We start from the raw sequence: 22,939 nt of genomic DNA, 5'->3' as shown, positions 1-22,939 counted from the left end.
ATGGAGCGGACTACTTCTCGGCGTTCTTCTGATCCTGCTCCATGGCCTCACGCAGGCTCTTCGGCCGCATGTCGGTCCAGTTCTTCTCGACGTATTCGACGCACGCCTGACGCGAATCCTCGCCGAAAACGATCCTCCAGCCCTGCGGGACCTCGGAGAACGTGGGCCACAGGGAATGCTGGTCTTCGTCGTTGACCAGCACGTAGAAGCGGCCGTCTTCGTCGTCGAACGGATTGGTGCTCATCTAACCTCGCTTGTCGCGTACGGGTTGTCTTCGCTCAGCCTAGCAAGGCCCCCACTGATATTTCGATGAGCGAGAATCGAATTGAGGATCTCCCCCGAGCGCACCGCGACGTTGGACAGAAGCGATGCGGTCAAACCGTGCGTTTTTTCCGTTCCGCCCTGCAGGTAGACGCCGGCACGGACGCCCGGTCCGGTGTCGAGACGGTAGTCGCGGCCGACGCCACGCTCCAGTGCGACACCGGGAAACGACTCTCCGAAGAGCGAGTGCAGTGGCGTCGCCGAGAAGCCGGTGGCCAGCACCAGCGCGTCGCAGACGAGGGTGTCGGTGAGGCCGTCGAGCGTGCTGCGCACCGACACCTCGATGCCGTCGGGGGTCTCGGTCACCGCGCTGACCTCGGACGCGCGTCGCATGAACAGTCGTCGCTGCCCCTGCACCCGCTCCTGGTACTCGGTGGCGTAGAGCGCGTTGATCAACTCGATGTCGACCACCGAGTAGTTGGTGCCGCGGTGCAATTCGAGGAGGCGCTCCCGCTCGGCGGTGGGTGCGGCGTGCAGCTCGTCCACGGTGTGCGGATCGAAGATCCTGTTCGCATAGGGGCTGTCGTCGGCCGGGCTGAACCCGAACCGCGAGAACACGCTGTGGACCTCGGCCTCGGGGTAGTTGCTGTGCAGGTACTGCACCACCTCGGCCGCGCTCTGACCGGCGCCGAGGACGACGAACCGCTGGTGCACCGGTTCCGGCATCGCCACGATCCGGAAGAGGAACTGATGGTTGTGGAAGCAGCGCGCCGACGCCGTCGCCCACTCCGGCATCCGCTCCCGTAATCCCGCACCCACCACGACATTTCGGGCATGGACGACGGTGCCGTCGGACAGCGAGATCGCGAACCGGTCGACCACTCCCTCCTCGTCGATCCCTTCGACCGCGGCGACCGCGGTGCCGTACCGGATGTCGGCATCGACGCGGGCAGCCGCCCACTGCAGGTAGTCCTGGAACTCGACCCGCGTGGGGAAGAACGTCTGGTGGTTCACGAAGTCGACCAGCCGCCCCCGATCGTGCAGGTACGAGAAGAAGCTGTAGCCGCTGCGCGGATTGCGGAACGTGACGAGATCCTTGGGGAACGCGATCTGCATGGTCGCGCCGTCGAGGAGCATGCCCCGGTGCCAACCGAACTCCGACTGCTTCTCGAAGAAGCGAGCGGCGATCCGCTCATCGGGGTGACAGTCCGCGTTGTGCTCCTCGATCGCGATCGCGAGGGCGAGGTTCGAGGGACCGAACCCGATCCCGACCACGTCCAGCGTTTCCACATTGCCGACTCGTTGACTGTCACTCATCGCTCATGTCCGTCCTCGTCGCCCCGACCGCTGGTGGTCTCCGCAATCCTTCGTTGCAGAAGGTAGCAAAGGCTACCCTCATTAGGGGAGGCTACCGATATCAGCGGCCGCGTGTGACTCATCACAGCAACTCGATTCAGTCCGTACCTTCCGCGTGGACGACCGATGCCAGCAACGACGACAGCTCGCGCGCCCAGCCCACAACCGCGTCGCGGTCGAGCGCACCGGTGGAGAACTCGAAGTGCGCATGGACCGGGCCCGGCCCCACCGGCTCGTAGAAGCTGAGAGTCAACTCCGCCGACGGCATCCCGACCGGCACCGGCAGGAAGCCGTCGAGAACGCCCTCGAGCGCATCGAAACGGGCCTGCTCGTGGTGGACCAGCATCACCTGCGGATACCGGACGCCGACCGCCTCACCATCGAGTTCGGCTGCGACATCGGCGAATCCGACGTCCTGGTGGTCGAAGGCCTCGAGGTTCGAGACACGGATGCGAGCGAGCAGTTCCTCGAACTCCGGGGATCCGCTCGTATCGGTCCGCATCACCACGACGTTGAAGAAACACCCGATCATCGGCGCGAGACCGTCCTCGGTCCGGCCCGCGACGAGCGAGCCGATCGGGATGTCGCTGCCGGCACCGCTCCTCGTCAGCAGTGTCGCCAACGCCGCCTGCAGCACCATGAACATGCTCGTTCCGGTGCGGCCCGCAAGCCGGTCGATGCCGTCGTGCAGATCGGCGTCGATCTCGATCGGCACCATCTCGCGGCGCGGCTCGCGCACCCCCGCCGCGGCGGGGAGATGCAGCCGGAAGGGCATGCCCGACAGCCTGTTCCGCCAGTACGCCAGCTGAACGGCGTGCCGGCTCGACGGATCGGCCGGATCACCGAGCAACTGGTGCTGCCAGCGCACGTAGTCTGGGTACTCCACCGCGAGCGGCTCCCACTGCGGCTCGGCTCCCCCGGCGCGCAATGCGTAGGCCGACAACAGGTCACCGAGCAGCGCCACCACCGACCACTCGTCCACCGCGAGGTAGTGCATGGTCAGCAGCAGCACCTGGCGCCCGGCGTCGTTGCTCACCAGGTGCACGCGCAGCGGCGCCTCCCCGGTGAGGTCGATCCGCAGCTGTGCCAGTTCGTAGGCGCGGCGGTGCAGGTCGTCGTCGCCCACCTCGATCACGTCCACACCCGGACGCGGGCCGTCGGACGCGAATACCTCGGTGCCGTCGGGCGCGAACACCGTCCGCAGCGGGATGTGCCGGTCGACGACGTCGTCGAGCGCCCGCACCAGCACCTCGGCGTCGATACGCTCGCGCAGTTGCAGCGCGAGTGCGTGATCGGCTCGCGCGGAGGTGCCCGCGGCGCGGTGCCGCAGCCAGTGCAGTCGCTGCACCGGCGCCAGCGGCACGGGATCGGCGGCCCCGGACGCGACCAGCGCCGGCCGCGCCGGTGTGGCGGCGCGGCGGACGATCTCGGCCAGTTCGGCCACCGTGGGCGCGTCGAAGACGTCCCGGATGGTGATCTCGCACCCGAACACGGCCCGGACCCGGCCGACGAGCTTCATCGACGCCATCGAGTGTCCGCCGAGGTCGAAGAATCCGTCGTGGATGCCCACCGCGGGGAGATGCAGGATCTGCGAGAAGAGTTCGCACAGTTCGATTTCGACGTCGTCGCGGGGGCTGCCGTCGCCGGCGAGCGTCGCCCAGTCCGGCACGGGCAGCGCCTTGCGGTCGAGCTTGCCGTTCGGGGTGAGCGGCAGCGCGCCGGGCAGCACGACCACCATCGTCGGCACCATGTAGTCCGGGAGCTTCTGCGCGGCGTGCGCGCGAACCTCAGCGGCGTCCACGGCCTGAACGGCATCGGAGCCGTCGACCGACTCGGGCGACACGTAGCCGACCAGTCGGGTGATGCCGCCGTCGCGGTCGGCGACCACCGCGGCCTGGCTGACCGCCGGGTGGCTTGCCAGCGCCGCGATGATCTCGCCGAGTTCGATCCGGAAACCACGGATCTTCACCTGGTCGTCAACGCGCCCCAGGAAGTCGAGGTTCCCGTCCACGCGCCACCGGGCCCGGTCGCCGGTGCGGTACATGCGGCCCGGGCCGAACGGATTCGCGACGAACCGGCCCGCGGTGAGCGCCTGCCGGCCGAGGTAGCCGCGGGCGAGACCGCGTCCGGCGATGTACAACTCGCCCGCGACACCCGGCGGCACCGGACGCAGCAGGTCGTCGAGCACGAAGGCCTGCTCGTTGGGGTCGGGGATGCCGATCGGCACCGACTGCGTCCAACCGGGCTGCGCCTGCCACAGCGTGTTGTTCACAGTCGCCTCGGTGAGGCCGTAGGCGGCCAACAGGTTCAGCCGCTCGGCCCACCGCCCGATCAGGTCCGGCGGCACCGTTTCGGTGCCGACGAGGACCGTGCAGCCCTCGGGCACCAGGCATACCGGCGGCAGCGCGGCCATGAGCGACGGCGGCAGGATTGCATGCGTGACACCGCGCTCATGCATGAAGTCGGTGAGCTCCGGCCCGGCGACGCGCGCCTCCTCCGGGATGATCACCAGCGTCGAACCGGTGCACAGCGCCATCGACAGCTCGAACACCGCCACGTCGAATCCGACCGAAGCGAACTGCATGACCACCGACCCGGTGGTCAGCTTCATCCGGTCCTCCGCCGTCGCGACCAGGCTCATGATGCCCTCGTGCGGCAGCACGGCGCCCTTGGGTCGTCCGGTCGAACCGGACGTGTAGATCACGTAGGCCGCGTGGTCGAGGCCCGGTGGCGGTGCGGGCAGATCGCCCGGCATCGGAGCCGCGAGTTCGTCGCGCACGGCCGGATCGTCCAGCACCACCCGCGTCAGATCGGCCGTGACGCGCGCCGACTCCGACGCGGTCGAGAGCAGCACGTCGGCACCGGAATCCGCGAGCATGTACGTGATGCGGTCGGCCGGATGCGTGAGATCGAGCGGCAGGTACGCCGCACCCAGGCGGAGCACGCCGAGCACCGCGGCCACCATGTCCACCGACCGCGGAACCGCGAGTCCCACCACGCTTTCGGGTCCGACACCGCGTCCGGCCAGGACGGCCGCGATGCGTCGGGACCGCTCGTCGAGCTGCGCGAACGTCGCCTCGCCGTCCCGGTCCGCGATGGCCACCGCGTCGGGGGTCCGACGGACCCATCGATCGAAGGCCTGCGGCAGCGTCAGCTCCTCGACCGGGCGTGCGGTGTCGTTGAACTCGCGCAGCACCGCGTCGTGTTCGCCGGCCAGGAACACCTCGACCTCGGACACCCGCGTCGCGGGCTCCGCGGCGACGGTCCCGAGGACCGCCACCTGGCGCCGGGCCATGCGGTGGACGGTGTCGTGGTCGAACAGGTCGGCGCTGTACTCGAGGCGCAACTGCACGCGGTCCTCGTCGAGGAACTCCGTCCAGTTGAACACCAGGTCGAACTTCGCGGTGCGCTCCTCGATCGACACCGGCGCGAGCGCCAGGTCCGCCGACGCCGCCGGCTCGGCAGTGCGGCTGTGGTAGCCGACCATCACCTGGAACAGCGGGTTCCGGGCCAGTGTGCGCGCCGGGTTCACGCGTTCGACGACGGACTCGAACGGCACGTCGGCGTGCGAGAACGCCGCGAGGTCGAGTTCCTTGACCCGCGCCAGCAGGTCCGTGAACGTCGGGTCGCCCGACACGTCGGTGCGGAGCACCACCGTGTTCACGAAGAAGCCGACCAACTCGTCGAGTCCCTGTTCGGCGCGACCGGCGACCGGCGCACCGAGGGGTAGGTCGTCGCCGGCACCGAGCCGCTGCAGCAGGGTCGCGGACGCGGCGTGCAGCACCATGAACATGCTGGCGCCGTGCGCGCGGGCCAGCGCCCGCAGCGCCACGGTCGTGTCGGCGGCGAGGTCGAGTTCGATTGCGCCGCCGACGAAGCTGGGCCGCGCGGGGCGGGTGCGGTCGGCGGGCAGCGCCAGTTCCTCCGGCGCGCCGTCGAGAACACCGGCCCAGTAGTCGAGCTGGCGGCTGATCAGTGCATCCGCGTCGGACGGATCGCCGAGCAGCGCGCGCTGCCACAGCGTGAAGTCCGCGTACTGCACCGGCAACGGCGTCCACGCGGGTGCGGCACCCTGTGTGCGCGCGGTGTAGGCGATCATCAGGTCCCGCAGGAACGGCCGGTCCGACCACTCGTCGGTCGCGATGTGGTGCAGCACGAGCGCGAGCACGTGCTCCCCCTCGCGCACCCGGATCACCGTGGCGCGCACGGGGATCTCGGTGGCGAGGTCGAACGGGCGCGCCACCGCAGCGGCCACCAGTGCCGGTGCCTCGCCGGGTTCGGCGTCCACGACGGACACCTCGGGCCGCACGCCCTCCAGGATCACCTGGATCGCCTCACCATCGTGCTCACCGAATACCGTGCGCAGCACCTCGTGGCGGGCGACGACGTCGGCGAGGGCCTCGGTGAACGCGTCCGGATCGAGGTCGCCGCGCAGGCGCAGCACCAGCGGGAAGTTATACGCATTCGACGAGCCGGCGGTGCCCTTCTCCATCTGCTGGATCACCCACAGCCGCTGCTGCGCCGGCGAGAGCGGCAGGTGTTCGGGCCGCTCCCCCGCGACCAGCACCGGTCGCGTCGACCCGTCGCGGACCGCAATTCGTTCTGCGAGTTCGGCAACCGTGGGCGCCTCGAACAGGTCGCGCATCGTCAGGTCGGCGGCCAGTTCCGCGCGGGCCCGGCTGATCAGCCGGGTGGCGAGCAGCGAGTGGCCGCCGAGGTCGAAGAAGTTGTCGTCGATGCCCAGATCGCCGTCCAGTTCGAGGACCTCGCCGAAGAGTCGGCACAGGGTCTCCTCCACAGCGCCCCGCGGCGCACGGGATTCACCGGTAGCCCGGCCGAGTACCGTCTCCGCGGCCGGCAGCGCCCGCACGTCGAGCTTGCCGTTGACCGTCATCGGCAGTGTGTCGACTGCGATGAACGCGACCGGAACCATGTACTCAGGCAACACTGCCCGTGCGTACTTTGCGAGCTCCTGGCTACCGAAAGTGCTCACGGGCGGCTCGCCGCCTACAACGTAGGCCACCAGCCGCTTGATCCCGCCCGGACCGGCGTCCGCGATCACCGCGGCCTGCCGCACCGCGTCGTGCGCGGCAAGCACGGATTCAACCTCGCCCAACTCGACGCGGTGCCCGCGGATCTTCACCTGGTCGTCGGTGCGGCCGAGGAAGTCGATGTTGCCGTCCGGACCGCGCCGGACGAGGTCGCCCGTGCGGTACATGCGTGCGCCGCCGCCGACGATCGGGTCGGCGACGAACCGCTCTGCGGTGAGGCCGAACCGGTCGAGGTAGCCGCGCGCGAGCCCGACACCGGAGATGTACAACTCGCCCGGCACGCCGTCGGCGACCGGACGCAACCAGCCGTCGAGGATGTGGGCGACGGTGTTCCAGATCGGCCGGCCCACCGTCGGGGTCGCGCTGTCCGCGGTGCCGCCACCGAGGGTGTTGATCGTGTACTCGGTGGGGCCGTACAGGTTGTAGCCGCAGGTCCCCTCGATGTCGCGCAACGCGTCCCACACCTGATCGGAGACCGCCTCGCCACCGAGCAGGACCAGCGGCGGCCGGTGCCGTCCCTGCCCGTCGTCGAGCAACCCCTCCTCGATGAGGTGCCGCGCATACGTGGGAGTCACGTTGACGACGTCGATCTCGTGCTCGTCGCCGTATGCGACCAGCGCCTGCGCGTCACGGCGCAGGGTCTCGTCGCAGATGTGCACCTCGTGACCCTCCACGAGCCACAGCAGTTCCTCCCACGACATGTCGAACGCGAACGACACGGTGTGCGCGATGCGCAGCGTGCGTCCGCCCTCGCCGCGCACGACCGGGTCGAAGATCGCCTCGCGGTGGTTGTACTGCATGTTCGTCAGACCGCGGTACGGCGTCACGACGCCCTTCGGCCGACCGGTGGATCCGGACGTGTAGATCACGTACGCGGGATGATCCATCCGTCCCGGAGTGCCGGGCGCGAACCCGCCGAGTTCCGCGTCGGTGAGTGCCGCGCCGTCGGCGCCGTCGAGGTGCGCGCGCACCGCCGGATCATCGATCACGATCGTGTCGACCGTTGCCGCCGAGAGGGTTTCAGCGACCGCCGTCGTGGTCACCATGGTGACCGGGCGCGCGTCGTCGAGCATCGCGACCAGGCGCTCCGCCGGGTGATCCAGCTCCAGCGGCAGGTACGCGGCGCCGGTCCGCAGCACCGCGAACAGCGCGACGACGGTCTCCACGGAGCGCGGCAGCGCGAGCGCGACGATCCGCTCCGGGCCGGCGCCGTGCGCGAGCAGCACCCGTGCCATCCGGTTGACCAGGGCGTCGAGATCGGCGTAGCTGACGGTGTCGGCACCGAACACCAGCGCGGTCGCGTCCGGAATCCGTCCCGCGGTCTCGGCGAACAGGTCGGCGATCGTCCGCTCCGGCACCGGGTGTGCGGTCGCGGTCAGGCGCGCATCGAGGCGGACCCGGTCCTCGAGAGCGAGCGCGTCGGTCCTGCCGACCGGCAGTTCCACGTCGTCCGCGAACCCTTCGAGCAGGCGAACGAAGCCGGCGAGCATCCGCTCGGTGTCCGGCGCCGACACCTTGTCGGGGTGGAACTCGAACTTCACCTTGGTCTCGGCGCCGGGGGTGACGACCACGGTGAGCGGGTAGTGCGTGTGGTCGATGCTGTCGCCGCCGCTGATGTCGTGCGCGGCGTGCAGCGCCGACACCTGGTTCTCGTCGACGAAGTTCTGCAGCACGTAGAGCACGTCGAACAGTTCGCGGTGCTCGCTCGTCCGCTGGATCGCGGCCAGTCCGAGGTAGTCGTACGGCATCAGCTCGAGCCGATCGGCCTGGGTGCGCCGCACGAGATCGGCGACCGACTCGTCGGGCCGCAGCGCCATCCGCACCGGCACGGTGTTGAGGAACATGCCGACCACGGAGTCGATGCCCGGCACCTCCGGCGGCCGGCCCGCGACGGTGGTGCCGAACACGACGTCGCCCCGGCCGGTCGCCGCCGAGAGCACCAGTCCGAGAGCCGCGTTCAGGATCGCGTTGAACGTCACACCGGCCCGCGCGGCCTGCGCGCGCAGGCGCTCGCCGAGTTCCCGCGACAGCACCGCGTCGCGGCGGGCGGGCAGGCCCGCCGGGTCACCCGTGCGGCGCGCGAGCAGCGTCGGCTCGGCGAGTCCGGACAGCGTCCGCGTCCACACGGCGCGCGCGGCCTCGTCGTCGCGGTCGGCGAGCCAGGCCAGGTAGTCGTCGAATCCGCCGTCGGGCGTGACGAATCCGGTGTCGTCGCCGCCGGTCTGGTACAGCGCGAGCAGTTGGCTGACGACCAGGCCGTTGGACCAGCCGTCCCACAGCAGGAACTGACGGTTGATCACCAGGCGGTCGCGGTCCTCGCCGAGGCGCAGGACCATCGCCCGCCACAGCGGCGGTGCCGCCAGATCGAACGGGGTGAGCCGGTCTTCGAGCATCGACTGCGCGGCCCGTTCCTCGCGCGCCGCGTCGTCGAGGCCGCGCAGGTCGACCTCCGTGATCGGGACGTCGAGTCCGGCGCTGACGAACTGCACCGGCGCGGTGAGGCCCGCGCTGACGAATCCGGCGCGCAGCGTGGGGTTACGGCGCTGCAGCGTGCGGATCGCGGCGGCCAACCGCTCCACGTCCAGGTGTCGGTCGAAGTCCAGCGAGAACTGGGCGGTGTAGATGTCGGCGCCGTCGGCGATGCCGGCCTGGAAGTACAGGCCCTCCTGCAGCGGCGACAGCGGCCAGACGGTCTCGACGCCCTCGGGTGCGGCCGCGACGACGGCGTCGATCTCGGCCTGGGTGAGCGCCGCCAGCGGCACGTCGGACGGGGTGAACGCACCCGGACCGGTGTGGCCCTCGGCGACCGCGACGAGTTCGCGCAGCGCGGCCGCCCAGCCGTCACCGATCGCCTCGGCGTCGGCGGCGGACAGGTCCGGCTCTGACCACCCGAACACGGCACCGAGCACCGGGCCGTCGGGGGTGTCCTCGCACAGCGCGTTGACGAGCAGCCGGTACGGACCACCCATGTCGATATCGGGATCGGTTGCCAGCGAATCTGTTTCGGTAGCCGTGGTCCACGGTCCGACGAGCCCGGCGGGCATCCGGCCCAGGTAGTTGAACAGCACCTGTGCGGGCGATCCCGCGGACAGCAGCCCAGCGGTGCGGGCGTTGGCGTAGCGCAGCATGCCGAAGCCGATGCCGCCATCCGGCGCCGCGCGCAGCGCCTCCTTGACCGACTTGAGCGCGTCGAGACCGTCGGTGCCGCCGGGCAGCCGCACCGGGGTGATGTTGGTGAACCAGCCGACGGTGCGGGACAGGTCGACACCCGGCGCCAGTTCCTCGCGGCCGTGCCGCTCGAGGTCGATCAGCAGGTCCGACTCACGGCCCTGCGCGGCGAACCAGCGGGTGACCGCGATGCGCAGCGCGGTCACCAGAACATCGGTGACGTCGGCGTGCGCGAGCGCGGGCACGGCGGTGAGCACGGCCTCGGTGTCGGCGACCGACAGCCGGACGGTCCGGCTGGATCCGGTGCCGATGGTGGCATCGCCCTGCGCGGACGGCACCAGTTCGGCTCCGGGAGCCGTGGTCTCGGTCCAGCCGGCCAGCTCACGAAGCCTCGCGGGCTGCTGGGCCTGCACCGTGACGAGTTCCGCGTACTCCTCGAGCGAGGTACCGACGGGGTCGAGCGCGGCGGACTGTCCGGACTGCGCCGCCACCCACGACATCGGCAGGTCCTCGAGCAGCACCCGCCACGACACACCGTCCACGACGAGGTGATGGGCGACCAGGAGCAGGCGTCCGAGGTCGGCGTCGCCCGCGTCGAACCAGACGGCCTCGACCATCGCGCCCGCTTCCGGGTCGAGACGGTCGGCCGCGGCGGATGATTCGGTCGCAATCACCGCGCGCAACTGCGCGGTGTCGTGGCCGGCGACGTCGACGCGGCGCAGCGACGGCGCGACGGCGCCGTGCTCGGCGATGTGCAGCGACCACACACCCGGCGCGTGCCGGGTCAGGCGCTGACGCAGGCCGTCGTGGTGGTCGAGAACGGACTGCAGTGCGGCCGTGAGGTTTTCGACGGTTGCTCCGACGGGGGTACGCAGCAGGACCGCCTGGTTGAACCGGTCGGTGCCCCCGCTCCACTCCGAGAGGCGGTGCACGACGGGCATCGGCAGCACGTCGCCGGTGGTGACCACCGGTGTCCGGGTGGGCGCGTCCTCGGCGTCCGGAGCGTCGCCGTCACCGATCAGGCGCGCGAGGGCCCGCGGCGTGCGCTGCTCGAAGATCTGGCGTGGGGTGATGGAGATGCCCTCGCGGCGGGCGAGGTTCACCAGACGGATCGCGAGGATGCTGTCGCCGCCGAGCGCGAAGAAGTCGTCGTCCTCGCCGACGGTGGCGCGGCCGAGCACCTCGGCGACCAGGCCGGCCACCACGGATGCCCGACCGGCCGGAGCCGAAAGGGCAGTGCTCGTGCGTGTTTCGACAACCGGCGCGGGGAGGGCGCGGCGGTCGAGCTTGCCGCTCGGGCTCAGCGGCAGCGCCTCGACCACGACCAGCGCGGTCGGCACCATGAACTCCGGCAGCGACCGGGCGAGGTGGCGACGGACCGTCTCGGTGTCGATCCCAGGGTCGGCGACGAGGTAGCCGACGAGCTGCTGGTGACCGGGGATGTCCTCCCGGATCACCGCCGCCGCATGGGCGACGTCGGGGTGCGAGGCGAGCTGGGCCTCGATCTCGCCCAGCTCGATACGGAATCCGCGCAGCTTCACCTGATCGTCGGCGCGGCCCAGGTATTCGATCGCGCCGTCGGCGTTCCGGCGCACGACGTCACCGGTGCGGTACATGCGTTCGCCGGGGGCTCCGAACGGGTCGGCGACGAAGCGGTCGGCGGTGACGGCCGGCCGGCCTAGGTAGCCGCGGGCCAGCTGAGAGCCGGCGAGATACAGCTCCCCCGTACCGCCGCAGGTGACCGGCTGCAGGTACGGATCCAGAACGTACAGGCCGGTGTTCGAGACCGGGAGGCCGATCGGGACCGCGGCCGCGGAGGCCGGAAGCTCCTGCACGGACGCGGCGAAGCTGACCTCCACCGACGCCTCGGTGGGTCCGTACAGGTTGTCGAGCACCGCCCCGGGCAACACGTCGGCGAACCGGCGCGCCACCGGCAGCGGCAATGCCTCGCCGCTCGCCGCGACCACCCGCAGGACGTCGCAGGCCCGTGCCTTGGGCTCGGCGAGGAACAGTTCGAGCATCGACGGCACGAAGTGGGCGCGGGTGATCTGCTCGGCGACGATCAGCTCGGCCAGGTACTCGGGGTCGCGGTGCCCGTCCGGACGCGCGAGCACGAGTGTCGCGCCGACAACGAGCGGACCGAAGAACTCGGGCACCGAGACGTCGAAGCTCGACGGCGTCTTCTGCAGCACCCGATCCGTCGTGAGGATCGGCCGGAACGTCTGCATCCACAGCAGTCGGTTCACCACGCCGGCGTGCGGGACGACGACGCCCTTGGGACGCCCTGTGGAGCCGGACGTGTAGATCACGTACGCCGCGTGTCCCGGGCACAGCGCAACCTCGGGCCGCGCAGCGGGACAGGCCTCCAGGTCGATCCGGTCGACGAGGATCGTTTCGGCGACGCCGTGCGGCAGGTCCGCCGCCATGTCCGCCGCCGTCAGCACGCACACCGGTGCCGAGTCCTCGAGCATGTACTCGAGGCGCTCGGCCGGATAGCCGGTGTCGAGGGGCACGTACGCGCCGCCGGCCTTGCCGACCGCGAGCAACGCCACCATCAGCTCGAGCGACCGCGGCAGCGCGACGGCCACCTTCGCCTCCGGGCGGACGCCACGCTCGATCAGCATGTGTGCCAAGCGGTTCGCACGCTCGTGCAGCTGCGCGTACGTCAGCGACGTGCCCTCGAAGACCACCGCGACGGCGTCGGGGGTGCGTTGGGCCTGCTCGTCGAGCAGCGCGGTCACCGTCGTGTCGGGGAACGCGGCGTACGGGGCCGGCGTCGGGTTCTCGGCGAGCGCGAGCGCCGCGACCGGGCGGTCGATCGACTCCGGCAGCACCGTCAGCAGCGCGCGCAGGCCGTCGGCCATCTGCGCCGCCGTCGCGTCACCGACGCGGGCGGCGTCGTACTTGACCTCGAACCGAAGCCGGTCGCCGGGCACCGCGATGAGCGTGAGCGGGTACGGCGGGTGCTCGTCGAACCGGATGCCCGTGAGCCGCACGGCGCCGGACGGATCCGTGATCGCGGTGTTCCCGATCGGGTAGTTTTCCACCACGACGAGCGTCTCGAAGAGTTCCTGCAGCCCGGTCAGGCGCCGCAGCTCGCCGAGGCCGATGTACTGGTGGTCGAGCAGCGACGACTGCCCGGCCTGCCAGCGCGCCAGGACGTCGGCGGCCGTCTCGTCGGGACGGACCCGCAGTCGGGCGGGCACGGTGTTGATGAACAGTCCGACCATCGTCTCGATGCCGGGCAGGTCGCCGCCGCGGCCCGACACCGTCGAGCCGAAGAGCACGTCCCGGCGCCCGGTCAGGCGGGCCAGCAGCAGCCCCCACGCACCGTGGACCAGGGTGCTGGTGGTCAGGCCCCGCTCCCGGCCCAGCCGGTCCAGTGCCTCGGTCGCGTCCACCGACAGCCCGACCTCCACGCTGCGGACGCCCTCCGCGCCCGCGGCCGGGGCACCGGGCAGCGCGGGCGGCTCGTCGGCGCCGGCGAGCGCCTGGCGCCACACCTCGAGCGACGCGTCGCGGTCGCGGGACCCGAGCCACCCCAGGTAGTTCCGGTACGGTGCCGGCGCGGGCAGCGCGAGCGGCGTCCCGGCCGGGCTGTAGAGCGCCATCAGCTCCCGCAGCATCACCGGCACCGACCAGCCGTCGGCGACGACGTGGTGGATCGACTGCAGTAGCAGGAACTTCGACGGTTCGATCCGCACCAGCGTGTAGCGCACCAGCGGCGGGCGTTCGAAGTCGAAGCCGCGCAACCGGTCCGCCGCGAGCAAGCGGTCGACGGTGGCGGACCACTCGGGGTCGCCGGACAGGTCGAGCACGGTCATCGGGACGTCCGCCCGCGCCGAGATCACCTGCACCACTCGGCCGTCGGACAGCGGTCCCAGTGCGGCCCGCAGAACGTCGTGGCGGTCGACGACGCCCTGCAAGGCCCGGTGCAGGGCAACCGCGTCCACCGCACCGGTCAGTTCGACGACCTGCTGGACCACGTAGGGGTCCGGTTCGGTGTCGGCGACGCCGTCGCGCTCGTAGACGCTGTGGAAGTAGATACCGTCCTGCAGCGGCGTGGTCGGCAGGATGTCGGCGAGCGCGGGCGTCGACTCCACGAGCTGGTCGACGTCGGCCTGCGCCACCGAGACCAGTGGGAAGTCCGACGGGGTGTGGCCGCCGTCCGCGGCCGCGGCGGCGATCTCGCTCAGCGCGGTGGCCCAGTGGGCGGCGAACTCGTCGACCTCGGTCTGCGACAGCACCGCCCCGGCCCGGGTGAGGGTGGTGCGCAGCGTCGGACCGTCGGGGCCGTCGGTAGCGATCACGTCGACGGTGAGGGCATGTCCGATCGGCATCGCGGGATCGCTGGCGCCGCCGGTCGCGACGGGCAGCCAGTCCACACCGACACCGGATGCGACACGGCCGAGGTAGTTGAACAGCACCGGCGGCGTGGCGCCCGACGCGAGCCCGTCACCGGCATCGCTCAGGTATCGCAGTGCGCCGTAACCGAATCCGGTGTCCGGGATCCGGCGGAGCTGTTCCTTGACCGACTTGAGCGCGGACGGGACGTCCTCGCCCCGAACGTCGAGGCGCACCGGGTAGACGGTGGTGAACCAGCCGACCGTGCGGGAGAGGTCGAGCGCGGTGCCGAGTCGCCGGACGAGGTGTTCCTCGCGGCCGTGGCCCTCGAGGTCCACCAGCACGCCGAGCTCACCGCCGTCACCGCCCCGCCAGCGTCGCAGTGCGAGCGCCAGTGCGGTGACGAGGATGTCGCTCACGCCGGAGTGGTAGGCGGCGGGCACATCGGTGAGGAGCGGCGCGGCGACGTCGGGCGTCGTCTCGACCGTCGTGGTCGCGGCGGTGGCCCACGTGTCGGTGTCGGGATCGAGGGCACGCGTGCCGATCTCGAGCGTGCCGGGGGCCGTGACCGAGCGCCAGTAGCCGAGGTCGGCGTCGAATGCGCCGGCGCGGGCACGCTCGTCCAGCAGTTGCGCCCACCGGCGCATCGACGTCCCGACCGGCGGCAGGTCGGCACCGGCCGAGCCGGTCAGGGGTTCGGCGCCGGCGAGGATCGTGGCGGCGGCCCGCGCGAAGTCCTCCAGCAGGATCCGCCACGACACGCCGTCGACGACGAGGTGGTGTGCGACGAGCAGGAGCCGTCCGGGTCCGTCGGCGGGGCGGAACAGCGCCGCCTGCAGCATGATTCCGGACTCGGGATCGAGCAGGTCGACGACGGCCTCGCGGTCGGCGGCCACGGCGGCGTCGATGTCGTGGCCGTCGGGCAGGTCCGACACGTGGACGGTCATCGGTGCGCCGGCATCCGAGACCGTGAGCGTGCCGGTCTCCCGGTCCCACCGTCCGCGGAGGGCATCGTGCCGGTCGACGACCGCCTGCAGGGCCGCCGTCGCGGTCCGCTCGTCCAGACCGGCCGGAGTCTGGATCAGCACCCACTGATGGAAGGTGCGCACGTCGGTGCCGGCGGCGCACACGCGGGCGACGACGGGGGTCGCCGCGACCTCGCCCACCGCGACGTCGTCGGAGTCGGCCGCGTCGGCCACCCGCCCGTCGAGCGCCGCCGCGAGCGCGCCCGCGGTCCGCAGCTGGAAGATCTCGCGCGCACTGATCGAGAAGCCTTCGCGGCGAGCCTGATTGACGAGCTGGATCGCGACGATGCTGTCGCCGCCGAGGGCGAAGAAGTCGTCGGTGACGCCCACCCGATCGAGTCCCAGCACACCAGCGATCAATGCGCACAGCCGCGACTCGAGGTCGGTCCGCGGCGCGACGTGCTCGCTCGCGGTGCTCCGATCGGGCTCCGGCAGCGCGCGCCGGTCCAGCTTGCCGTTCGGGGTGAGCGGGAACTCGTCGAGCACGACGAACGCCGACGGCACCATGTACTCCGGCAGTTTGTCCGACGCCCACGCCCGCAGGCCGTCGGCGGAGGGCACACGGTCGCCGTCCGGAACGACATACCCGGCAAGGTAATTAGCCCCGGCCGGGGTCTTGCGGACGAGGACGGCACTGTGCCGCACATCCGGGTTGGATGCGAGCGCCGCCTCGACGTCCTCGAGTTCGAGGCGCATGCCGCGGATCTTGACCTGGTTGTCGGCGCGGCCGAGGAAGTCGAGGGTGCCGTCGGCGCTCCAGCGCGCCAGGTCGCCGGTGCGGTACAGGCGGGACCCGTCGTCCGCGAAGGGGTTCGCGACGAAGCGCGACGCCGTCAGGCCCGGTGCGCCGACGTAGCCGCGGCCCAGCAGGAAGCCGCCCGCGTACAGTTCGCCGCCGATACCCTCGGGCACCGGTCGCAGCTGCGAATCCAGCACGTACAGCTGGGTGTTCGGGTTGGGGCGGCCGATGGACGTCGCGATGCGGGTGGCGTCGTCGCGGTAGATCACGTGCGAGACGCCGATCGTGGCCTCGGCCGGACCGTACCCGTGGTACAGCGTCGTCGACAGTTGGCGCCGGAACCGGTCGAACAGGTCCGGGGTGAGCACCTCGCCGCCGCACCACACGTGCCGCAGACCCGACAGCAGGTCGGTGCCGCGGGCGAGGTCGAGCAGGATGTCGAGCATCGACGACACCAGGTACACGAACGTGACCCGTTCGCGCGCAATGAGATCGAGAAGGTACTGCGGATCGCGCTCGCCGCCGGGCTCGGTGACGATCAGGCGGCCTCCCGACACCAGCGGCAGCAAGATCTCGTTGACGGAGATGTCGAAGGACAGCGGCGCCTTGAACAGTGACGCGTCGTCGGCCCCGAAGCCGAGGATCCGGTCGCGCTGCCACAGCAGGCGTGCGCAGATCGCCTCGTGACGGATCATCGCCCCCTTGGGCCGGCCGGTGGACCCGGACGTGAAGATCACGTAGGCGAGGCGCCGACCGTCGAACCGCCTGTCCGGCAGATCCGTCGGCTGATCGTCGTGCGCCCAGGCGTCGAGGTCGACGTCCACCGCGTCCGCACCGGCGTCCACCCCGCCCGGACCGGTGAGCACGAGACGGGCCCCAGCATCCGCGCGCACGGAATCTCGTCGCTCCTGCGGCCACGACGGATCGAGCGGCACAAACGCACCGCCCGCGCACAGCACCGCCAGCAGTCCGACGACCATCTCCGCCGATCGCGGCAGACCCGCGGCCACAACCTCTTCCGGCGCCAGCCCACGCCCGCGCAGGTGGTGCGCCAGCTGGGCGACGCGCTCCGACAACTCGCGGTAGGTCAGCCGACGACCACCGGCCACGAGCGCCTCGGCGTCGGGGTCGCGACGAACGGCGGCGGCGAACAGTTCCGGGACGGTGTGCGACGGCTGCGGCTCGGCTGTGTCGTTCCAGTCGAGCAGGACCCGGTGGCGCTCCTCTTCGGTCATCGGCTCCAGTTCGCCGACCGCGGCCATCGGATCCCGCAGGAACTGGGACACGAAGTGCGCCAGGCGTTCCTCGTGTCGCAACAGCTCCTCGCGCTGCCCGGCCGGGGCTCGCAGGTCGATCCGGATCGGTTCGCCGTCCTCGCCGCCCTGGATCGAGAAGTCGAGGTCGCTGACCGGCCCGGTGACCGATCCGCGGATGTGCGCGGGATTGCCGTCGAACTCGAGCACGTGCTCGAACATCATCGAGTTGATGCCGGGACCGAACACGCGGCGGTCGGGGTCGATCGCGCGCACCTCGCGGGCGAGGTCCTCGCCGCGGAAACGGCCGTGGCGCAGCGTGGCAACCAGTTGGGCGTCGATCGCACGCGCGAGGTCGCCGACGGTGGCGGCCGGATCCACGTGGAACGTCACCGGCAGGATCGTCGACGCCATACCGGGCGTGCGGCGCATCGCGCGCCCGACCCGGGCCGCCATCGGCACCGAGACCGTGAGGTCCCGCAGCCCCGTGACGCGGTGGAGGTAGGCGACGATCAGCGCCATGGGCAGCCGGGTGCGACGGATGCCCGCCGCGGCCGCGAACGCGTACAGCGCGTCCGCGATGGCACCGTCGATCGTCACCGTCGTCGACTCAGGGGTGGCGGACGAGTCGGCGCCGGCCGCACAGATCTGCGGCGGCTCGGGCGCGTCGAGGATCTCGCCGAGCCAGTAGTCCCGATCCGATTCGAAGCGGGCCGATCCGCGGTAGTCGAGATCGGCGTCGACCAGGTCGCGCAGCGCCCACTCCCCCGCCGTCGACTCCAGGTTCGGATCGTCGTAGCGGGCGACCATGTCGGCGACGATCAGCGAGATCCCGAAGCCGTCGATGATGCTGTGGTGGTAGCGCTGGTACCAGACGGTGTGGTCGTCGGCGAGGCGGAGCAGCGCGTGCGCGAAGAGGGCGTCGTCGCCGGTGACGTCGACGACCGTCGCCATGTCCCGGTCCATCCACTCCTGCGCGGCGGCCTCCGGATCGGCGGCGTCGCGCACGTCGACCACGTCGAGCGTCCACGTGTCCGACGGCGCCGGCACCTGCCGGACCGTGCGATCCTCATCCACCCGGAACCGGACGTGCAGCGCCTCGGCGTGGGCCACCGTCCGGCGGATCGCCTGGGCGGCGCGGTCCACGTCGATCGGCCCGGTGGCCTCGACGACGAGGGACAGGTTGTAGACCGTGCTCTGCGGATCGAGTTGCTGCGCAACGAGGATCTCGGACTGCGCCGCGGTGACCGGTAGGCCGGCGACGGACTCGTCATGAGTGGGGGCAGCCGGGAAGTGGTCCGCAGACATACAGATCCGATCGTCCGTCGTGACGCGGCCGCACGAGACGGACGCAGGGTTCTCCGAATTTAGGATAGGCTAACCCAGCGATCCGTCGTCATCCGGTCACCTCCCCGTCCGCGAGGTGACGGGTCAGCCGGCCAGGAAGTCGAGCACGACCTTGTTCACAGCCTCGGGACGCTCGAGGTAGCCGTAGTGCCCGGTGTCGGGGATCTCCTGGTAGACGGCACCCGGGATGACGTCGGCCACCTCCTTCGACAGGTAGGCCGGGATCATGCGGTCGTCGGCGAACCCGACGGACAGGCACGGTCGGGTGATGCCGCGGTAGGCGTGAACCCGGTCGAAGTCGCGGTCCATCGCGAGCTGTGCGCGAACGCCCGGCGAGGCCTTACCGGTGGAGAACTCGAAGACGTCGAGCCAGTCGCGAGCCGCGTGCTGGTCGGCCAGCGTGGCCGGCGACAGGTTCATCACCGCGGTGACCGCGGCGCGGTACTTCGCGGGCAGGGTCACCCCGGACTCCCCGAGTTCGCGCTCACCCTCGTTGAGAGTGCGCTGGAACTGGTCCATGCGGGCATGGCCGGCGAGGAACACCGCCTTGCGGACCAGGTCCGGGCGCACCAGCGCCAACTCCTGCGCGACGCGCGCGCCCATCGACGTGCCGACGAGGTGGGCCGGGCCGCCGAGCAGCTCGATCAGCCCCGCGGTGTCGGCCACCATGTCCTCGATCGTGATGCCGTCGACACTCTCCCCCGACGGCGCGATGCCGCGATTGTCGAACGTGCACACCCGGTAACCGGCGGCCTGCAGCGCCGGCACCTGATGCAGGTCCCACACGCGGCCCGGGCTTCCCGTGCCCATGATCATCACGACGAGGTCGCCCTCGCCCTTGACCTGGTAGTTCAGAGGAATCCCGTTGATGGTGGCGATGGGCATGTCGGCCTTCCTCGTGCTGCGTTCACTACGTCGAATAGGGTTGGGTAACCTAATTTGCTGTGGTCGTCGCGAGTGGCGGCTGTTCCGGCACAACCCGACCAGGAGGATCGCGTTGAGAGTCGCCACACTGGGCTACCAAACCTGGGGCCACCGTACCCTGCAGTCCGTCCTCGATTCGGATCACGAGGTCGTGCTCGCCATCACGCACCCGAAGAGTGAGCACGCCTACGAGAAGATGTGGGCCGACTCGGTCGCCGACCTTGCCGCCGAGCACGGGGTTCCCGTCCACATCGCGAACCGGCCCGACGAGGACTTCAAGGCCGCGCTCGAGGCCGCCGAACCGGACATCATCGTCGCCAACAACTGGCGGACGTGGCTGCCGCGCGACGTGTTCGCCGCGCCGCGCTACGGCACCCTCAACATCCACGACTCGCTGCTGCCCAAGTACACCGGCTTCTCCCCGCTGATCTGGGCGCTCATCAACGGCGAGCAGGAGGTGGGCCTCACCGCGCACCTGATGGACGAGGAACTCGACGCCGGCGACATCGTCCTGCAGCGCTCCACGCCGGTCGGACCGAAGGACACCGTCACCGACCTGTTCCACCGCACCGTCGACATGATCGGCCCCATCACCCTCGACGCGCTCGCGCTCATCGAGTCCGGCCGCACCGACTGGACGCCGCAGGACCGCACGCAGGCCACGTTCTTCCACAAGCGCTCCGCGGAGGACAGCCGCATCGACTGGACCTGGCCGGCCGACGCGATCGAGCGTCTGGTGCGCGCCCAGTCCGACCCGTACCCCAACGCGTTCACCACGTTCAAGGGCCGACGCATCCGCGTGCTGCGGTCGTCGGTGTCGACGGGCAACTACGGCGGCACCCCCGGTCGCGTCTTCATCCACGAGGGCGACGGCATGGTCATCGTCGCCGGTCCCGACGCCCGCACCGGGCAGAACAAGGGCCTGGTGATCGAGCGTGTCCGCCTCGACGACGGCACCGAGATGTCGGGCAAGGAGTTCTTCCCGCACGGGGGCGGGTACCTGGGGCGCTGATCGCCACCTGTCGGTACGCCGTGTCACGATCGGGCGGTGACTTCAGGGGCGGAAATGGTCAGCGCACAGTCGTTGACACTGGGGATGGACTACGGGCAGTTCTATATCTACGGCGGCCTCGGAGACTTCGAGGATGCCTTCGAACTCGCCGAACTGGCGATGGCGGATCATCCGACCGCCGGCGACGGCAACACCGTGGTCGTCCTGTGCCCGCACCAGAACAACTTCGAGATGCCGGTCCGGGTCGAGGTGTGGAGCGCGCGCCCCGACGACGACCGCGACGACTGGCAGCAGGTCAGCGAATCCCCGCTGCGGGTCGGGCCGAACGCCACGCTGTACTACGACTCGCCGCCCGGTACCGATTTCGACCCGATCCCGGTGCCCGAGGGCAACTACGTGATCGAGGTATCCGGCAGGGGGTTCGTCAACTACGGCTGGCCGGGAACCACCACTCCCGGCGACGAGTGGCGATTCCGCCTGTGGCCCAACGACGGCAGCTCGCTGCGGCCACCGGCCCAGTGGCACATGCCCGGCTACGGCGTGCCCGAGAACGTGCCGCTCTCCGAGACGAACTCCACCCCGATCGAACACGAAGAGCCACAATGGATCACGGTCTTCGGCGCCGACGGCGAGCCGTCGAGAACGGTCCACGTCGACGAACTGCGCATCGAAGCACAGGCCGCCGAACGGGACGCATGGGGCGGCGAACCGATTCCGGAACTCCAACGCTTCTTCCACGGCAAAGACATCGCGCGGGTGGACCGTGCACTCGCGGAGTCGATCGCCGCCATGAGCGAGGCCGATCTACGCCGGCTCGCACGGTGGTGCGTCGTCTCCTGCTACGAGTACGCCGGTCTCGCCGGACTTGATTGGGTCGCACCGGCGCTCACCGCACTCGAATTCGGCGACGACCTACCCGAACCGTTCCACGACCTGCAAGCCGCACACGCTCACCTACGCGATGAGGAGTTTCCCGGTGGCGTGAGCCTGACGTGGGACACATCGATCGCAGACCGATCGCACGACGTCGCGCACAACCCCTTCGACAGGGGACCTGTCCATCGGCCGTCCTTCGCGATCAACGCGATCTTCAGCGCGCAGCACCCGGACGCGCTCGACGCCGCCATGGGCGCACTCACGGACGCCGCGGCGACCTACAGCGCCGATACCGGGGATCTCTTCGCCGGCATCCGCGCCGCGTTCGCGATACCGGATGCCTGACACCGGCGTCCTGACCCACAGCGCTGGTGATCCTCGGCGGTCTTGCAGGTCTGGCCGTCGCAGGCGCCGAACACATCTGGCCTCCGGCCATCACCCACGTCGTCGGCGACCAACCCCGCGATCCGAAGAACCCCTACACCGGCATCGGTGAAGGCCTCTACCCCGCCGACCTCGGACCACCGTGGCTGGTCTTCCCGCGCTCGGCGTCGTCGTCGGGCTGGCCGCGGCGGCGCTGCTCTCGGCAGCCGGGATCCGGTTGGTCCACGTCGACCGATAGCGACGACCTGCCCATTCGCCGGACACAGCCGCCCGCGAACGGCTACCCTCCCTGCGAATCCGCGGCGGCACCGGGCCGCTCGCACCCGCCGTCACTCGCGAGGACCCATGGGATCGACACGTACCGCGTTCAATCGACTGCTCCTGATGATCGTGGGCCTGCTCGCGCTGGTCGCGCCGGTGGTCGCCGCTCCACTCGCGAGCGCCGAACCGGCCACCGACACGACGGCCACCCCCGAGATCCGTCTCGAGGGGGCGAAGAACTTCCGCGACATCGGCGGCTACGAGACGTCCGACGGCAAGCACGTCCGCACCGGGCTGGTGTACCGCTCCAACAAGCTCAGCTCGCTCACCGATGCCGATCTCGCGAAGCTCACCGCCGCGAACGTCACGCTCGACGTGGACCTGCGGAACATGTGGGAGCGCAAGGACGATCCGGATCGGATCCCCGCAGGTACCCGCTATCAGGTGGCCGACGTCGTCTCGCTCGAGCACGGGATCGCCTTCCACGAGTTCGTGCCGATCACGTTGGGCCGCGCACTGATCGATGCCGCGGTGAACGGGTCGTCCGACATCGGCCAGTCCATCGGCTACCCGTTCATGGTCACCTACCGCGGCTCCGACGTCGCGTTCCGCGACCTGCTCGAGGCGATCGCCGACAACACCACCGGCGCCACCGTCTACCACTGCAGCGCCGGCAAGGACCGCACCGGCTGGAGCACCGCTGTCCTGCTCACGCTGCTGGGCGTGCCGAAGGAGACGGTGTACCAGGACTTCCTCGCCAGCAACACGTATCTCGGCCGCGACAAGGCCGTCGAGAAGTCTTGGCTCGACGCCTCTTTCGCCCAGGTAAATCGGCTGTACGGTAGCGTCGACAACTACGTCCGCAAGGGCCTGGGAGTCGACCAGCAGACCATCGACACCCTGCGCACACGTCTGCTGGTCTGACCCACATCAACCGC

Annotated in this window: 7 protein-coding genes; 3 read left to right on the top strand and 4 right to left on the bottom strand. The window is 70.5% G+C overall.

Going from position 1 to position 22,939, the window contains the following annotated elements; genetic code table 11:
* Window positions 1–10: 10 nt before the first annotated feature.
* The 4 genes from ACQ5DX_RS01245 to ACQ5DX_RS01230 all read right to left on the bottom strand — a co-directional run bounded on the left by ACQ5DX_RS01245 (window position 11) and on the right by ACQ5DX_RS01230 (window position 19,429).
* Complete coding sequence (locus tag ACQ5DX_RS01245) at window positions 11–244, bottom strand: MbtH family protein (RefSeq protein ID WP_127917713.1); 234 nt, start codon at window positions 242–244, stop codon at window positions 11–13.
* On the bottom strand, window positions 241–1,578 hold the full coding sequence (locus ACQ5DX_RS01240; protein ID WP_430330887.1) for a lysine N(6)-hydroxylase/L-ornithine N(5)-oxygenase family protein: 1,338 nt from the start codon (window positions 1,576–1,578) through the stop codon (window positions 241–243). The genes ACQ5DX_RS01245 and ACQ5DX_RS01240 overlap by 4 nt, the downstream gene beginning before the upstream one ends.
* Window positions 1,579–1,714: 136 nt before the next feature.
* Window positions 1,715–18,505 (bottom strand): amino acid adenylation domain-containing protein, encoded by a 16,791-nt coding sequence (locus ACQ5DX_RS01235; protein WP_430330886.1) that lies wholly within the window; start codon window positions 18,503–18,505, stop codon window positions 1,715–1,717.
* A 123-nt stretch (window positions 18,506–18,628) separates the two neighbouring features.
* A complete protein-coding gene (locus ACQ5DX_RS01230) occupies window positions 18,629–19,429 on the bottom strand; it encodes an alpha/beta fold hydrolase (protein WP_430330885.1) in 801 nt (266 codons plus the stop codon).
* 112 nt (window positions 19,430–19,541) lie between these two features.
* Here ACQ5DX_RS01230 and ACQ5DX_RS01225 point away from each other — a divergent pair, with 112 nt between their 5' ends.
* The 3 genes from ACQ5DX_RS01225 (at window position 19,542) to ACQ5DX_RS01215 (ending at window position 22,925) form a co-directional block, all read left to right on the top strand.
* Window positions 19,542–20,480, top strand: coding sequence for a methionyl-tRNA formyltransferase (locus ACQ5DX_RS01225; protein WP_430330884.1), 939 nt, complete (start codon window positions 19,542–19,544; stop codon window positions 20,478–20,480).
* A 36-nt stretch (window positions 20,481–20,516) separates the two neighbouring features.
* A complete protein-coding gene (locus tag ACQ5DX_RS01220) occupies window positions 20,517–21,701 on the top strand; it encodes a hypothetical protein (protein WP_430330883.1) in 1,185 nt (394 codons plus the stop codon).
* Window positions 21,702–22,085: 384 nt separating this feature from the next.
* The gene (locus tag ACQ5DX_RS01215; RefSeq protein WP_430330882.1) at window positions 22,086–22,925 is read left to right on the top strand and encodes a tyrosine-protein phosphatase; all 840 of its coding nucleotides are present in this window, start codon (window positions 22,086–22,088) and stop codon (window positions 22,923–22,925) included.
* Window positions 22,926–22,939 lie beyond the last annotated feature (14 nt).

This window comes from Rhodococcus sp. ACT016, assembly GCF_050477185.1.
Taxonomy (GTDB): domain Bacteria; phylum Actinomycetota; class Actinomycetes; order Mycobacteriales; family Mycobacteriaceae; genus Prescottella.
Note: the sequence above shows the minus strand (reverse complement) of the source record. Positions and strands in the feature narration are given on the sequence as shown.

Coding starts and splice junctions, on each gene's coding strand:
- ACQ5DX_RS01245 (WP_127917713.1), bottom strand. CDS start 244: ATGAGCACCAATCCGTTCGACGACGAAGACGGCCGCTTCTACGTGCTG.
- ACQ5DX_RS01240 (WP_430330887.1), bottom strand. CDS start 1,578: ATGAGTGACAGTCAACGAGTCGGCAATGTGGAAACGCTGGACGTGGTC.
- ACQ5DX_RS01235 (WP_430330886.1), bottom strand. CDS start 18,505: ATGTCTGCGGACCACTTCCCGGCTGCCCCCACTCATGACGAGTCCGTC.
- ACQ5DX_RS01230 (WP_430330885.1), bottom strand. CDS start 19,429: ATGCCCATCGCCACCATCAACGGGATTCCTCTGAACTACCAGGTCAAG.
- ACQ5DX_RS01215 (WP_430330882.1), top strand. CDS start 22,086: ATGGGATCGACACGTACCGCGTTCAATCGACTGCTCCTGATGATCGTG.